Genomic DNA, 14070 nt, shown 5'->3' with positions numbered 1-14070 from the left:
ACTCATGTGAGGTACAGGTTCTGATTTTAGATTTTAGATTTTAGATTTTAGATTGGGGGATTGAGGGATTGAGGGATTAATTGGTTAATACCTCATCTTTCTGAGAACTGCTATATTAATTATTAATTGAGAGGTAAACCGCAGGCAAAGGCTGATTGACACAGGTAGATTTCCTGAATGGATCTCCCATAAATAGCAATTAAACTTTACTATGTAACAGCGCCAAATCTAGTATAATTGGATTAACGAACTGCTAAGAATCAGATGCCAGTTACTATTCAAACCTTACCCGCAGAGGTGATCGATTTAATTGCCGCAGGCGAAGTGATTGACTCGATCGCCGCTGCGGTACGAGAATTAGTTGAAAATTCTCTAGATGCTGGTGCAACTCGCATCGTTGTGTCTGTTTGGCCCGAACAGTGGCGGGTGCAAGTTGCTGATAACGGTACGGGAATGGATCTGGAAAATTTGCAGCAGGCGGCTTCCCCTCACAGTACGAGCAAAATTACCACGGAAGCAGACTTGTACAAAATTGCTACTTTGGGATTTCGCGGGGAAGCTTTGCACAGTTTGGCTCAATTGGGATGTTTGGAAGTTTTGAGCCGATCGAACGATCTGGGATTGGGCGATTTTTGGGAAAATCGAGAGTCTGTGCAAACCCCCCCCAGCCCCCCCTTGTTAAGGGGGGGAGTAGTTGAAAATTCATCGTTTAACAAGGGGGGAGCCCAAAATGCTCGATCGGGCTGGCGGGTGGTTTACAACAAGGCGGGCGTTGCTGTGGATGTGGAAACAGCGGCGATCGCTCCGGGTACGGTAGTCACTGTTGCTGATTTGTTTGGCAATTGGCCTGTGCGCCGCACGTTTTTGACGCCGGCACAGCAAATGCGATCGATCCAATCAATTATTCAACAAATAGCTATTTGTCACCCCCACGTTAATTGGCAGTTGCGTCAAGGAAATACGCCTTGTTTTTACGTAACTCCAGGCACTACAGCAGAACAGATTTTACCTCAATTAGTGCGCGGAGTACGAGCCAGCGATTTGCAGTATTTAAAGTTAGATTTGCCGGGGATTGCTGAAAATCAGAAATCACCAAGTTTGGTGCAAGAAACTCAACTTGTGGGAGCTACAATCCCCCAAACTTATCAATTGCCAGTAGTTGCTAAGGCCAAATTACCTGTTAGCAATTCTCAGTCTTGTGAATTGGTAATTGGCTTGCCCGATCGCTGTCACCGCAGGCGGCCGGATTGGGTGAAGGTGGCGGTAAACCGGCGGGTTGTGCGATCGCCCGAATTAGAGCAAACTATTCTCAGCGCCTTCGCCCGCACTTGTCCGCGCGATCGCTATCCCGTGTGTTTTGTCCACCTGCAAATCTCTCCCGCGGAAATCGACTGGAACCGCCACCCGGCTAAAGTGGAAATTTACCTGCAAGATCCGAGTTTTTGGCAAGCACAAGTTAGCGCGGCAATCGATCGGGCTTTGCACCTCAACGATGAAGTTTTGTCAGATGCTTCAATTCCCGATCGCGTCGGCCAATTGCTAAAAGCATCGGAACAGAAAAGCGCTTACAGTGTCGGGCTTTCGGCTCCACAGAACGATGGCGGCGGTGAACGAGCAAAAAATCGTAAAATAGGATTGATGGAATTGAGGGCGATCGCTCAAATTCACAATACTTACATCGTAGCGGAACATTCCAGCGGAATGTGGTTAGTAGAACAGCACATCGCTCACGAGCGCGTTTTGTACGAGCAACTGTGCGCGGCTTGGCAGCTAAAATGTCTAGAAAAACCCGTGATTCTGAGTCAACTATCGGCGCTGCAAATTGAGAATTTATCCCGCTTGGGTTTGGAAGTAGAAACTTTTGGCGAACAGCTATGGGCGGCGCGCCAAGTGCCGGAATTGTTAGCCTCGCGAGATGACTGTGCGGATGCGCTTTTTGAACTCAGTAAAGTCGCAGATTTGCAAGCAGCTCAAGTAGCGACTGCTTGTCGCAGCGCTATTCGCAACGGTACTCCTTTAAGTCTTTTGCAAATGCAAAATTTGCTGGATCAATGGCAGCAAACTCGCAATCCGCGGACTTGTCCCCACGGGCGCCCCATCTATTTTGCTTTAGAAGAATCGACTCTGGCTCGTATTTTCCGGCGCAGTTGGGTGATTGGTAAAAGTCACGGGATTTAATTGCTGTTTGATTGTTCGTTAGTCATGATAATTCAGAGGACTAAAGTCCTCACTACGAACTAATCTTAGTTAGGACATGAGATTATGCCCAGCAGCGTAGGGGGAGCTATACCTTTAGAAATAGATAAACTCTGCTTTCCGAACCTATCTAAAGTTTTGAGTAAAAAGGCAGAGGGGGAAACTACGAATGCAGATTGTAGGGTTTCCTTGCCTGTCGTTGCCAAGTGCGATCGGGCAAGATAGAAGTATAGAAATTTAACGGCTGGTGTTCGCCTGCCCTACACAAAATGAACTCACAACTAGAACAACAAGCAACAATCATCCAAGACAACACAGCAGCAGAGGCAGCCAACCCAACAGTTGAAACTCCTTTATTCACCTCAGAATTTGTAACAGAGGAGAAAGTTAGAGTGGAAGAATTTAAAATTAGCGCCGACAGTTTAATTGGTAAAGTCAAAGAATTAATCCTGCAAGGAAAACTCCGCCGCCTCGTCATCAAAAACCCCCAAGGGCGGATTTTAGCAGACATTCCCCTGATGGCCGGATTGGTAGGTGGGGTTGCAGGGGCTGTGGTATTTCCCATTGCTGCTGTACTGGCGACAGTTGGGGCAGTAGTGGCTCATTTGACTGTGGTTATCGAGCGGAAAGAGTAGTCATTTGTCATTTGTCATTGGTCATTTGTCATTGGTCATTGGTCATTTGTCATTTGTCATCTAATATCAAATCCCGTAACATCGGAAATACTCTCGTTACCAGGAAGAGGCTGTTAACGCATATCTAGAAGCTCTGCTTCGCTGTTTCGAGTCTCATTTTACCGGAGGCAGAGCCTCTTGGTATTCATTTCCAGGCAGAGCCTGAAAACGAGGAAACGATATAATTTGTCATTGCGAGCGAAGCGAAGCAATCCCAGAGTTGGCGATTGCTTCGCTTTCGCTTGTAATGGCATTACTCTCGTTACTAGCCTCTGCCTGGTAACGCATATAATCGAGGAAACAATATAATTTGTCATTGCGAGCGAAGCGAAGCAATCCCAGAGTTGGCGATTGCTTCGCTTTCGCTTGTAATGGCATTACTCTCGTTACTAGCCTCTGCCTGGTAACGCATATAATCGAGGAAACAATATAATTTGTCATTGCGAGCGAAGCGAAGCAATCCCAGAGTTGGCGATTGCTTCGCTTTCGCTTGTAATGGCATTACTCTCGTTACTAGCCTCTGCCTGGTAACGCATATAATCGAGGAAACAATATAATTTGTCATTGCGAGTGAAGCGAAGCAATCCCAGAGTTGGCGATTGCTTCGCTTTCGCTTGTAATGGCATTACTCTCGTTACTAGCCTCTGCCTGGTAACGCATATAATCGAGGAAGAGCCTCGGTATTTCTAGTCTCATTTTACCCTAGGCAGAGTCTGAAAAAGAGAAATGCTCAACAGCTTAATTCGAGGCTTTGGCTGAAGGCCGATCTAAATAATTGTAGACAATCCGCGAAATTCTGCCCACAAAATCTCTGACAATCGGATCGTTGTAAGGACGTTTGACAAAAATTGCGGCTAAATAACGCTTGCCATTTGGCATATCAATTATGCCTGCATCGCCAACCACAAAACCGATATCTCCGGTTTTGTCAGCAATCACGGCTCCTCGTCCCAAACCCGAAGGCAATAATGTTCTAGTTGTGGTATTCCGCAATAATTCTAAAGCTTGTTCTCGACTAGATTCGGAAAGTAATTTATCGCGAGACAGCATTGACAGCAATTTTACCATGTCTACAGAACTTGTGGTATTTGTACCTTGAAAATCGCCGAGCCAATTGCGAATTCTGGTATCAGTTAATCCCCAAGTGCGAAAACGCTCGTTGAGTTTAGCAATTCCCCCCAAACGTTCGATAATCATGTTTGTGGCTGTGTTGTCGCTGATGGTAATCATTTTATCTACGGTTTCTCTGATGCTAAACCGAGTGTTATCTGGTTCGTCTTGCATGGTTCCAGAACCGCTGGCTACTAAGTCTGACTTCATAACTAATGTTTCGTCGAGGCTAACTTTGCCTGCGTCTACATCTTGATAAAATGCCATGAGGATTGGCAGTTTGATTGTACTCGCGGCCGGAAATACTCGATCGCCTTTGATATCCAAATATTCTCCTGTATCTAAATCCAGAAAGAACATTCCGGCGCTGAGGGACTTGTATTGTGCGATCGCACTTTCGACTTGTGGCTTAATGGCGCTCATTTCCGAACCCGCCCGCATCGCTAAATCAGCAGCAGAGTTTCTGGGAGTTGCGTCAGCAACAGTTAAGGGAACTTGAGCGGATTTTTGTTCTACTTGGGTAATAGCTACTGGTGGCAAAGACTCGTTTGCTGCTAGTTGCTCGGGATTTGGTAACTGAAATGACCAGCGAGTGGCAGATTCTCTAATTACTCGGACTTTTTGCGGGTCTAATTTATAACCGGGAGTTAATTGTATCACTAACCTGGCGGTTTCGCTATCAAATTGCCCGACTCTAATTTCTTGGATAGCTGAGTTGTAATTTTGAGGACTTTCGGGATATTCTAAGACTATTCCCGGCAAGTCAATTACTAGGCGGGTGGGATTGGCGATCAGTTTAACTTCTGGTTCGACTCCTGAATCTGTGGTTAAATTCAGTTGATTTTGGCGGGTGTCGAAGTGCCAGGATGTGAGTGTGTCAGATTTGGCAGGTAGGGCGATCGACAAAACACTAATTAAAGCCGGCAACAGCCATTGCAGTTTTGGAGTCATGTGTGAGGAGTAAGAGTTGAACGGCTGCAACGAGAAAGCGGTTGAAAGCTTTGTTTCAACTGCTTTCGAGGCAAACCACCTAGCATCATACAGTCAACTCTTGCCCGCACCCGTAATTTTTATTATTTTATTTGAGAATATTAGGTTTCCGGGAATCATATCGCATCCGGTTATATGACACCTGTTTATTCTCGTCTCGCGTAGGTACGAAACTTGATTCAGTCACGAATTATTGTTTCCTGGGCGCGCATTGTATTTGGTTTAGAGTACAAATTCTAGTTGTGCGATCGCCCGATTTCTCGCATCTTCGATAGAGTCGATCGCACTTTCGGCAAAAACTTTGGTTTGAGCAACAAATCGGCGATCGCTCAAATGGTCGTAAGCTTCCCAATTACCGCTAACTTCGCGATCCTGCCACAGAAACCAGCCGCGGTAGATTTCCCCGCTATCAATATCATCGCACAGCACCAGCCAATCATCGCCCGTGAGAGCGCTGTTATCTAACGCCACCAATTCAACCCATGCAAGTGCAGTGCAGGCATCGATCGCATCAGCATCAGCTAAATGACATTCTATAGCGGCAGGTTGCGGCGAGCAAAGTGTAGATTTCATAACTTCTCCTTAATGAAATGAATGAATTTCTCTATTTATGCAACTGATGGGGGACAGCAATTGGAAAAATGGTGTTCTGATGAATTGTGGGTTGGTCAAATTTACCAGCGGCCGATGCTTCTGTTAAATTATTAAGTGTATTAATTGTCACAATTGAAGCAGTTCCTAAGGCGGCCATAGCCAATCGGTGTAAGATTTTGTTCATGGTGATGCTCCTGTGTTTTGCTTGATGTATCTACTTTAAAAAATTAAGCGGCGATTAGCAGGGGAGATTGGGGAGTTAAGAAAACTTTCTTCTCTTGAAATATATTCACAGGGCGAAGGCGTTATCAGGAAAGAGTTTGAGGAATCGATCGCCCAAAACCCCGGGCGTAGTAAAATTACTTAAATTCCGGCTGGGTGACTATCTTCCTTAAAATCCTTTAAAATAAGGACTTAAGGCGTTAAACTTCCTAGATTCCTTCCCATTTCAGTGCAACAGAAGTGCTCAAGTCAAAACGCGATCGCGGTCGAATTCTCACAGCCCCGGGCTTAAAGAAACTTAACGAAGCGCTGCAAGAATGGTCAGACCGATATAACATTAGAGGAACTCTCACGGAAATCGAGGCCGAGTGTGGCGTCGGTGCGGATACTGTCAGCAAAATTAAGCAAGGTAGAGAAGGTGCTGATTTAAGCAAGATTCGTCAATTGTTCGCGGCTTTTGAGCTGACTCTGGCGAATGGCGACCACCGATCGGCTAAACTAGACGATGCCGAAGATATCGGCGAGTCGGACAATTTACCCGCAGCAGGGGAAACAGCCACAAGCAGCAGGAGTGTTAAAGTATTTGTCAGTTATCGCAGCGCCGAACCCGATCGCGAATTGGGAAAACAGTTAGAAATGGCATTAAGCGCGATCGGTCATACAGTCTTTACCGCCGAAAATAACATTAGATTAGGAGATAATTGGTTAGATCGCATTAACTATTTCCTCAAAGAATGCGATTACTTGCTGTTGCTACTGCCGCCGGGAGGCAGCCAAAGCGAACTGCTGACATATCAAGTCCAGCAAGCAAAAGAACTGCAAGATTCCCGTCTCGAAAAAAAACCAATAATTTTACCGATTCGCGTCGGCTTTGGGCTAAACGCGCCCCTAAACCACGATTTGCGCGGCTACCTGTACCGCATTGAACAGAGGGCATGGCAAACCAGCGCGGACACTCCAATTTTGATCGAAGAAGTGCTAAAGTTGCTAGCAGAAACTCCCGGAACAGTCAAAGAACAACCAGAAGATTTTAGTCCAAACCAAGTATTAGAAATTAGCAGCGACGAAATACCGCAACCCGCCGCCGAACCAGAATTACCGGGAGGACAAGTCGATGTCGCCTCTCAATTTTATGTAGAACGTTCGCCCATCGAAGAACGCTGCTATCAAACAATTGTACAGCCCAGCGCCTTAATTAGAATCAAAGCACCAAGACAAATGGGCAAAACATCTTTGATGGCAAAAATTTTGCATCACGGCAGCCGTCAAGGTTATTGCACAGTGCCGCTAACTTTTCAGTTAGTAGATAAAGCCGTATTCGCCAACTTAGATAAATTCTTAAAATGGTTTTGCGCTTACGTCGGGCGCGAGTTGCACTTAGCAAATCAATTAGACGATTACTGGGACGATATTTTCGGCAGCAAAGTCAACTGCAAAGATTACTTCGAGAAATACATTTTACCACAAATCGACAGTCCTTTAATTTTAGGATTAGACGAGATCGATCGCGTTTTCCAATATCCCGACATAGCCGAAGACTTTTTAGGACTGCTGCGGGCGTGGCACGAAGAATCGAAGCGGCGCGACATCTGGAAAAAATTACGACTAATTGTAGTTCACTCCACCGAAGTATACATCCCGATGAACATCAATCAATCGCCTTTCAATGTCGGCTTACCCGTAGACTTGCCGGAATTCAACCACCAGCAAATCCAAGATTTAGCAGCGCGCCACAATTTACAGTGGGCGGATGCGGAAGTTGAGCAACTGATGGCAATAGTCGGCGGTCATCCGTATTTAGTGCGAGTTGCACTATATCACATTTCGCGATCGGATTTGACCCTCGATGAATTAAAAGAAAATGCTACCAGCGATGCCGGAATTTATAACGATCACCTGCGCCGCCAACTGTGGAATTTAGAAGAATATCCAGAATTAGCCCAAGGAATGAGAGAAATTGCAGCAGCAGATTCTCCGGTGCAATTAAAAGCAATGCAGGCATTTAAATTAGATAGCTTGGGATTAGTGAAATTGCAGGGAAATGAATGTGTGCCGAGATGCGAACTGTATCGACAATATTTTCGATCGCACTTGAGTCAAATTGCATAATCAACCTGTTGGATAAATCTTATACCCGAGTGCCAAATTAACTGTGACGCTGCTCAAAGCCCATCCCACACTTCTTCTTTCTTGTGGGATGGGCTTTGAGCAGCGTCCCAAAAATTGATTGAAAAACTTGTTTGTAAAATCTTGTTTATTGTCTAAAGTAGTCAAACCCGATTTAGTGTAAAATCCAGTCAAACACTAGAAAAAACTTAAACTAAACCCAGCCCATGAACGATATATTTTTGATAACCTCCGATAATTGGCTAGATTGGATAACCGTGTTTTGCTATCTCGGCTTGACTGTTTTCATTATGTGGCGCATTATGGCGGCAAATTAGATTTTATATCATGTCCGGTCGCTTACCATAACAATCATAGTTCGTAGTGCGTCCTGGCGTCCGCAGCAGGAGAGCGGACGCCAGGACGCACTACGAACCTTACTTATTGCATTCACATGAATAATGCTGCTGTGAAATTACCTGCTTCTTCCTTTCTTACTTCGCGTCCTTAGCGCCTTCGCGGTTCGTTTTCCGATCTAAAAACTTCGCTTCCAACTTTCGCAAAATAGGAATATTTGCCAACTGTTCCGCCCGCAATTTATCCCAGTTTAATCCCGTTGGACGCGGATAAATTGTATTAGTTGCAATTACCTCATCGGGAGTCACAACCCAATCCAGCGGCCAATCGTGAGCTTGCATTGGCAAGCGCGAATCTGCCACAATTTGCAAAGAATGCACTGTTGTGACAATCGGACTATCAGTTTTTACTAATCCAAATTCCGCCAGCATCGCCAGTTCCAAATCAGCAAATCCTGCACCTTTTCCAGTGCGTCCCCCGTCGCGAGTTACCGCTACACAACCGACTATTACTAAGTCAATTGGCTGCATTTCTGCAAAACTCACTAACCGCCCGCACTTGACTGCTGTTTTGGCGATCGCAGCTTCGGCTAGCGGGATGTTGCGGCTGTGCAATTCCTCTGCGGTTAATTCGACAAAACAGCGCCGATCAGTTAATCTTGGAACAGCCATATACAAGCGTTTCCCGTCTTGCAAAGCGCGCAGTCGCACGGGAATTTGCGGCGAATCTGGGTTGCACTTGATTGCTATTGCTTGTTTCCAAATTGGTAATTTTGTCAGAAGTTCGGCAGCTTTTTCTGCACCGACAAAATTGGGGATGTGTCCGAATGGATCACCAATTGATGCGTTATTTTGTTTTAGAGATGACCAAATTTCTGCTCTTAATTGGTCTTTGTCGTGATGGTGGCCACTCCACTCGGTATTCATAGCTTGCCGAATTTCATAAAAAGGATAGCGCGTGGGCTAAGAAACCCGGTTTCTAGGAGTCTTTTCGCGGGTTACGAAAAATCTACAAAGAAACCGGGTTTCTGGGGCGATAGTGCGATCGACTGAACATTTATTTTCGCCAGCTAAGAAGCTGATTTGTTCACTTTATTATACAATCAAATTAGCGATCGCACTACAGACTGATTTTATCTGCAAAAACTAGGTAATGAGCGCAAATCCCCAACCATCATACTATCAAGTCGGCGGCAGTCTCACCAATAATGCTCCGAATTACGTGAAGCGTCAAGCAGATGACGACTTCTATAACGGATTGAAGGCGGGGGAATTTTGCTATGTTTTGAATTCGCGGCAAATGGGCAAGTCTAGCTTGCAGGTGCGGACAATTCAACGGCTCAGACATCAGGGAATTGCTTGTGCTGCGATCGACATTTCGGAAATCGGCAACCGCGGCGTGACTCCCGAACAGTGGTATGCTGGGTTACTTCGCATTCTCGAAAATAACTTTAATCTGTCGGATGTTGTCAACGTGCGGACTTGGTGGCGCGATCGCAATTTTTTAACTCCGGTGCAAAGATTGAGCGAATTCATCGAAACCGTACTGTTAGCTAATATTCGCAGCAATATTGTCATTTTTATCGACGAAATCGACAGCATTCTCGCCCTGGATTTCCCCGCTGATGATTTCCTAGCCCTAATTCGATCGTGCTACAACAAGCGCGCCAATAACTCAGAGTTCGATCGGCTGACGTGGGCACTCCTAGGCGTAGCATCGCCGGCGGATCTGTGCCGCGACAAGAATTTGGTTAGCAACACGCCTTTTAATATCGGCAGGGCGATCGAATTAACTGGTTTTGACGAAACAGAAGCTCAACCCCTAGCAGCGGGGTTGGCAGAGATTACAGACCGCTCTGCTGATGTTTTGAGAGAGGTTTTGTATTGGACTGGCGGGCAACCTTTTTTGACTCAAAAGCTGTGCAAACTCTTAATTGAAAATGCACCCCCCCCAGCCCCCCCTTGTCAAGGGGGGGAGCAAGATTTGATTCACACCCCTTGTCAAGGGGGGGAGCAAGATTTGATTCACAATCTTTGTCAAGGGGGGGAGGAAGATAGGATTCAAAATCCCCAAGCTTGGGTTGAGGAAGTGGTACGGTTGAAGATTGTGGAGCATTGGGAATCTCAGGATGTGCCCGAACATTTGTCTACAATTCGCGATCGGCTTTTGGGAGAAAACCAGCGGATTATCAGAAGACTGGGATTGTACCAACAAGTTTTACAGCAAATTGAAATTGTCCCCGATGGTAGTGCGGAACAAATGGAATTGCGATTGAGTGGATTGATCGTCAAACGCCGGGAAAAACTGACAATTTCTAATCCTATTTATCAAGCTGTATTTAACCAAGAGTTAATCGCAAAAAAATTAGAAAAACTCTCGCCTTACTCGGAAGCAATCAAAGTTTGGTTAAATTCTAACTCTCAAGATAATTCCCAACTGTTGCGAGGGGAAGATTTGCAGTCAGCCTTAGTTTGGGCGGCAGATAAAAGTTTGAGAAACGAAGACTTTCAATTTTTGACAGCCAGCCAAAAACAGATTCTCAGCCACCAAAATCAACTGCTGCTTGCAGCTACACTAGAAACCCAAAAAGCGGCGCGCGATGCCGAAACAGCTTTGAGTGAAGCTGGCGCAGCCAAGCAAAAAGCCCAACAGTGGATCGGCATTGGTTCGGCGGTACTCGCAGGATCGTTGGTTGGGGCGATCGGTTTTTCAACTCTCGCTTACCAGCGGTTCAAACTCGCACAAGCAAGCATTGAAATCGAACAAAATGGCAGCGATGCTTTACTGTTGGCAGTATCTCAAAAAACCGAAAATACCGAAGCTTTATCCGAAGCATTGCTCAGGGCGATCGCCTCAGGTAAAAAATTAAAAAATATAGTTAAAAATACAACCCATCTCGAACAATATCCTGCAACTAGACCGCTGTTAGCCCTACAATTTATCCTTGATAAAATCAGCAAAAAACCACAAATAAAAGCCCTCTCATTTCCGCAGCAAAGAAAGATGAATATACCCGCTCATGCAGGTGCTGTTACCAGCGTCAGCTTTAGCCCGGATGGTAAAATCTTGGCAACCGCAGGCATAGACGATAAAGTTAAGATTTGGAATTTTTCTGGGCAGAAAGTTGCTGAATGGAAAGCTTTACAACAGTCAGTAAACATGGTTAGCTTTAGCCCTGACGGTCAATTTTTAGCGACTGCCGGCAGGGACAGTACAGTTAAATTATGGAATTTATCAGGTAAAAATCTTTCAAAATTGCCAGGAATTAAAGGCTCTGTTACCAGCATCAGTTTTAGTCCGGAAGGCAAGTTGTTAGCGGCAGCAGGAATAGACACCATGGCTGCAATTTGGAAAGTGTCACAACTGCCAAAGTTAATATCGTATAGTGTTAAATTGCCCAATCACAACGGTTTAGTGATCGGCATAAATTTTAGCCCTGATGGCAAATTTTTAACAACTTTAGATAGCCAATCTACCGTCAGAATTTGGGATTTATCTGGACAACTCAAAAAAACACTCCCAGTTCAAGCAATTGGTATCAGTTTCAGTGCAGACAAACAGCAGTATCGCTTTGCCACAGTAACATTAAATGGCAGAGTTGGGCTGTGGAATCTGTCAGGAAAACAATTAGTTAGTGAATTTGACACCTTGCATTTAGATGCGAAATCAATTAGTTTTAGTCCCGACGGAGAACGGCTGGCTACTGTGGGAATTGACAAGACTGTGCGGCTGTGGAATTTAGCGGGGCGGCAGGTTGCTCAATTTGAGTTTGAGGAGAATGTTGTTAGTGTCGCCTGGAGTGGAGATGGAAAGCAAATTGCTGTAGCTGGAAGTAACGGCACTGTTTGGCTGAGACAGGTTGAAGGGTTGGCAGAATTGCTGAAGCAAAGCTGCAATTTTCTTAGCAATCAACCGGAGTATTTGAGAAGGGTTTCTACTATTTGTCAGTAGTAAAAAACCCGGGAAAATACGGATACGGCAATGCCGTTTCCCTACCGATGGATTTTTTTTGTCCTGGTTTGTAGTGTGTGCGGTGCGTCGCTATGAGATTGTCGCTTTTAATCAAATTTTGCAACGGGCAAGATGCCCGTTCCACAGAAAAGAAATTTTGTGGAACGGGCCGAAGAGCCCGTTCCTAGCTATTTTTGCCACATCTATTATGGTTTGTATGGTGTGTGCGGTGCGTCGCTATGAGATTGTCGCTCTTTTTTTTGGGGATTATCGATGGCGACACACCCTACAAATACTATCAACTGTCAACTGTCAACTGTCAACTGTCAACTGTTTAATTTACTTGAACAGGCGAAGTATTTAGATTAGGATTTTTGACTCTTCGTAAGAGTTCTTGTCGGGCTTGTTCGGGATTTTGCCCTCTAGGTACTTGATATAATAATCTACAGGAACCGTCTTGAGGATTAGCTGCACAAATAATTTGTTGACCGCTGCCAGAGGCACCTGCTGTGACTGTATTGTCCCAGCTTCCTTGGGATTGTGAGTTGTTGAGAATTCCCGAGACTCGTGTGCAGCGAGTAATTGTGTCTTCTCCGGATTCATTAAAATAGTTGTCCGCCAGCCACAGAATAACCGGAATATTTTTGCCTTGTTGGACAGCAATTGTCGCTGGGCGGCCGCCAGCAGCGCCACAGAAAAATGACGGGGTTTGGGCAAAGGCGGGACTGTTTGCTAAAATCGGCGCTGCGAGGGCAATAATTGACACGCTAAAAACTGACTTTAAGACCCGAAATTTCATGGGCAGTGATAAGCTTTTTAATTTATGGTTACTAATACTCTAAAAAGTTAGACGGCTGCTTGCCGGGAAGATTAGGCATTTAGGGAAAAAAATAAAATTGGTTCTATAAAGTTTTGCCGATCGCCCGTACTGGCCTCATAAGGGGTTAAACTTAGGGAAAAATCCTGTCGCCACACGCACCCAAGGCAGAAATTAGGTGCAGCCACAGGGGCCCGGGCGCGAAGGATAGGGTAAAGGTGCGGTTTTTCACAGTTTTTTGTTGAGCCTTGCCCTGACAGAGGCTGCCCCCCCTAAATTGGAACCTGTGTTAGCATCGATAAAAATCTTCTCTTTAATAATCAACAATGGGCAATGTTCTGGTGCTGAATGCCTCCTACGAACCGCTCAACATCACCAATTGGCGAAGAGCGGTAGTTTTGTTGCTGAAAGGAAAAGCAGAACAGGTAGAACATAACGGGAAATTTATCGCGCCAAACTTCCCGCTACCAACTGTGATCCGACTGCGGCATTACGTCCGAGTTCCCTATAAGGATATTCCGTTGACCCGCCGGAACATCTTGCATCGAGACGCGCACTCTTGTCAATACTGTGGGTATACTGGGGACGATTTGACGCTAGATCACGTGATTCCCCGATCGCGCGGGGGAGGCGACAGTTGGGAAAACCTCGCTACAGCCTGCGTGCGCTGCAATGTCCATAAAGGCAGCCGCACCCCAAAAGAAGCCGGAATGCTGCTGCGCTATCCGCCGAGGAAACCTCACAGCGGTCTTTATTTTGAAGTGACTAAACACGTTAAGAGTGGTATGCACAAAGAATGGCAAAAATATGTAATCGGCCTTTAAACCCCTGTCGCAAGCAAGCGCGGGGGTTTTTTGCGAAAGTTAGGAGTTGGAGGCGGTGCCCAGTCGCCGCGCCCGATAGTCTGGAGTTAAATAGTTAATTTAAACACAGAATTTACGCTCTTAAATCGGGTTTCCCGCCAGCAATCTTATTGGGTATGACACCGCCCCACCTAAAAATAAACCGGGTTTGAGCGCTTTTGGCGCGCCAGTCCTGATAGAATTAGATTGT

At 45.6% G+C, this 14070-nt stretch carries 10 protein-coding genes; 5 read left to right on the top strand and 5 right to left on the bottom strand.

Features of this window, described 5'->3' with window-relative positions:
* Nucleotides 1–264 precede the first annotated feature (264 nt).
* The gene (gene mutL, locus QZW47_RS11435; protein ID WP_293127203.1) at nt 265–2178 is read left to right on the top strand and encodes a DNA mismatch repair endonuclease MutL; all 1914 of its coding nucleotides are present in this window, start codon (nt 265–267) and stop codon (nt 2176–2178) included.
* A gap of 287 nt (nt 2179–2465) precedes the next feature.
* A complete protein-coding gene (locus tag QZW47_RS11430; RefSeq protein WP_293127201.1) occupies nt 2466–2831 on the top strand; it encodes a DUF4342 domain-containing protein in 366 nt (121 codons plus the stop codon).
* 777 nt (nt 2832–3608) lie between these two features.
* Here the strand turns inward: QZW47_RS11430 and QZW47_RS11425 are convergent.
* The 3 genes from QZW47_RS11425 to QZW47_RS11415 form a co-directional block, all read right to left on the bottom strand.
* Nucleotides 3609–4931 (bottom strand): serine hydrolase, encoded by a 1323-nt coding sequence (locus QZW47_RS11425; RefSeq protein WP_293127199.1) that lies wholly within the window; start codon nt 4929–4931, stop codon nt 3609–3611.
* A 261-nt stretch (nt 4932–5192) separates the two neighbouring features.
* The gene (locus tag QZW47_RS11420) at nt 5193–5543 is read right to left on the bottom strand and encodes a hypothetical protein (protein ID WP_293127197.1); all 351 of its coding nucleotides are present in this window, start codon (nt 5541–5543) and stop codon (nt 5193–5195) included.
* Between the two features lie 31 nt (nt 5544–5574).
* Nucleotides 5575–5748, bottom strand: a complete 174-nt coding sequence (locus QZW47_RS11415) for a hypothetical protein (protein WP_293127195.1) — start codon at nt 5746–5748, stop codon at nt 5575–5577.
* Between the two features lie 278 nt (nt 5749–6026).
* On the opposite strand from QZW47_RS11415, the gene QZW47_RS11410 reads away from it, so the two are divergent.
* Nucleotides 6027–7895, top strand: coding sequence for an AAA-like domain-containing protein (locus QZW47_RS11410; RefSeq protein WP_293127193.1), 1869 nt, complete (start codon nt 6027–6029; stop codon nt 7893–7895).
* Between the two features lie 491 nt (nt 7896–8386).
* Here QZW47_RS11410 and QZW47_RS11405 read toward each other — a convergent pair whose 3' ends face one another.
* Nucleotides 8387–9175 (bottom strand): 5-formyltetrahydrofolate cyclo-ligase, encoded by a 789-nt coding sequence (locus tag QZW47_RS11405; RefSeq protein WP_293127191.1) that lies wholly within the window; start codon nt 9173–9175, stop codon nt 8387–8389.
* Nucleotides 9176–9401: 226 nt separating this feature from the next.
* Here QZW47_RS11405 and QZW47_RS11400 point away from each other — a divergent pair, with 226 nt between their 5' ends.
* Nucleotides 9402–12200 (top strand): AAA-like domain-containing protein, encoded by a 2799-nt coding sequence (locus QZW47_RS11400; protein WP_293127189.1) that lies wholly within the window; start codon nt 9402–9404, stop codon nt 12198–12200.
* 334 nt (nt 12201–12534) lie between these two features.
* On the opposite strand, the gene QZW47_RS11395 is transcribed toward QZW47_RS11400, so the two are convergent.
* On the bottom strand, nt 12535–12966 hold the full coding sequence (locus tag QZW47_RS11395; RefSeq protein ID WP_293127187.1) for a COP23 domain-containing protein: 432 nt from the start codon (nt 12964–12966) through the stop codon (nt 12535–12537).
* Nucleotides 12967–13343: 377 nt separating this feature from the next.
* On the opposite strand from QZW47_RS11395, the gene QZW47_RS11390 reads away from it, so the two are divergent.
* Nucleotides 13344–13841 carry an HNH endonuclease gene (locus QZW47_RS11390; RefSeq protein ID WP_293127185.1) on the top strand — a complete coding sequence of 166 codons (498 nt, stop codon included), beginning with the start codon at nt 13344–13346 and terminating at the stop codon, nt 13839–13841.
* Nucleotides 13842–14070: the final 229 nt, after the last annotated feature.

Source organism: Microcoleus sp. bin38.metabat.b11b12b14.051 (assembly GCF_013299165.1).
Lineage (GTDB): Bacteria > Cyanobacteriota > Cyanobacteriia > Cyanobacteriales > Microcoleaceae > Microcoleus.
This window is presented reverse-complemented; position numbering and strand designations above follow the sequence as displayed.

Coding starts and splice junctions, on each gene's coding strand:
- mutL (WP_293127203.1), top strand. CDS start 265: ATGCCAGTTACTATTCAAACCTTACCCGCAGAGGTGATCGATTTAATT.
- QZW47_RS11430 (WP_293127201.1), top strand. CDS start 2,466: ATGAACTCACAACTAGAACAACAAGCAACAATCATCCAAGACAACACA.
- QZW47_RS11425 (WP_293127199.1), bottom strand. CDS start 4,931: ATGACTCCAAAACTGCAATGGCTGTTGCCGGCTTTAATTAGTGTTTTG.
- QZW47_RS11420 (WP_293127197.1), bottom strand. CDS start 5,543: ATGAAATCTACACTTTGCTCGCCGCAACCTGCCGCTATAGAATGTCAT.
- QZW47_RS11415 (WP_293127195.1), bottom strand. CDS start 5,748: ATGAACAAAATCTTACACCGATTGGCTATGGCCGCCTTAGGAACTGCT.
- QZW47_RS11405 (WP_293127191.1), bottom strand. CDS start 9,175: ATGAATACCGAGTGGAGTGGCCACCATCACGACAAAGACCAATTAAGA.
- QZW47_RS11400 (WP_293127189.1), top strand. CDS start 9,402: ATGAGCGCAAATCCCCAACCATCATACTATCAAGTCGGCGGCAGTCTC.
- QZW47_RS11390 (WP_293127185.1), top strand. CDS start 13,344: ATGGGCAATGTTCTGGTGCTGAATGCCTCCTACGAACCGCTCAACATC.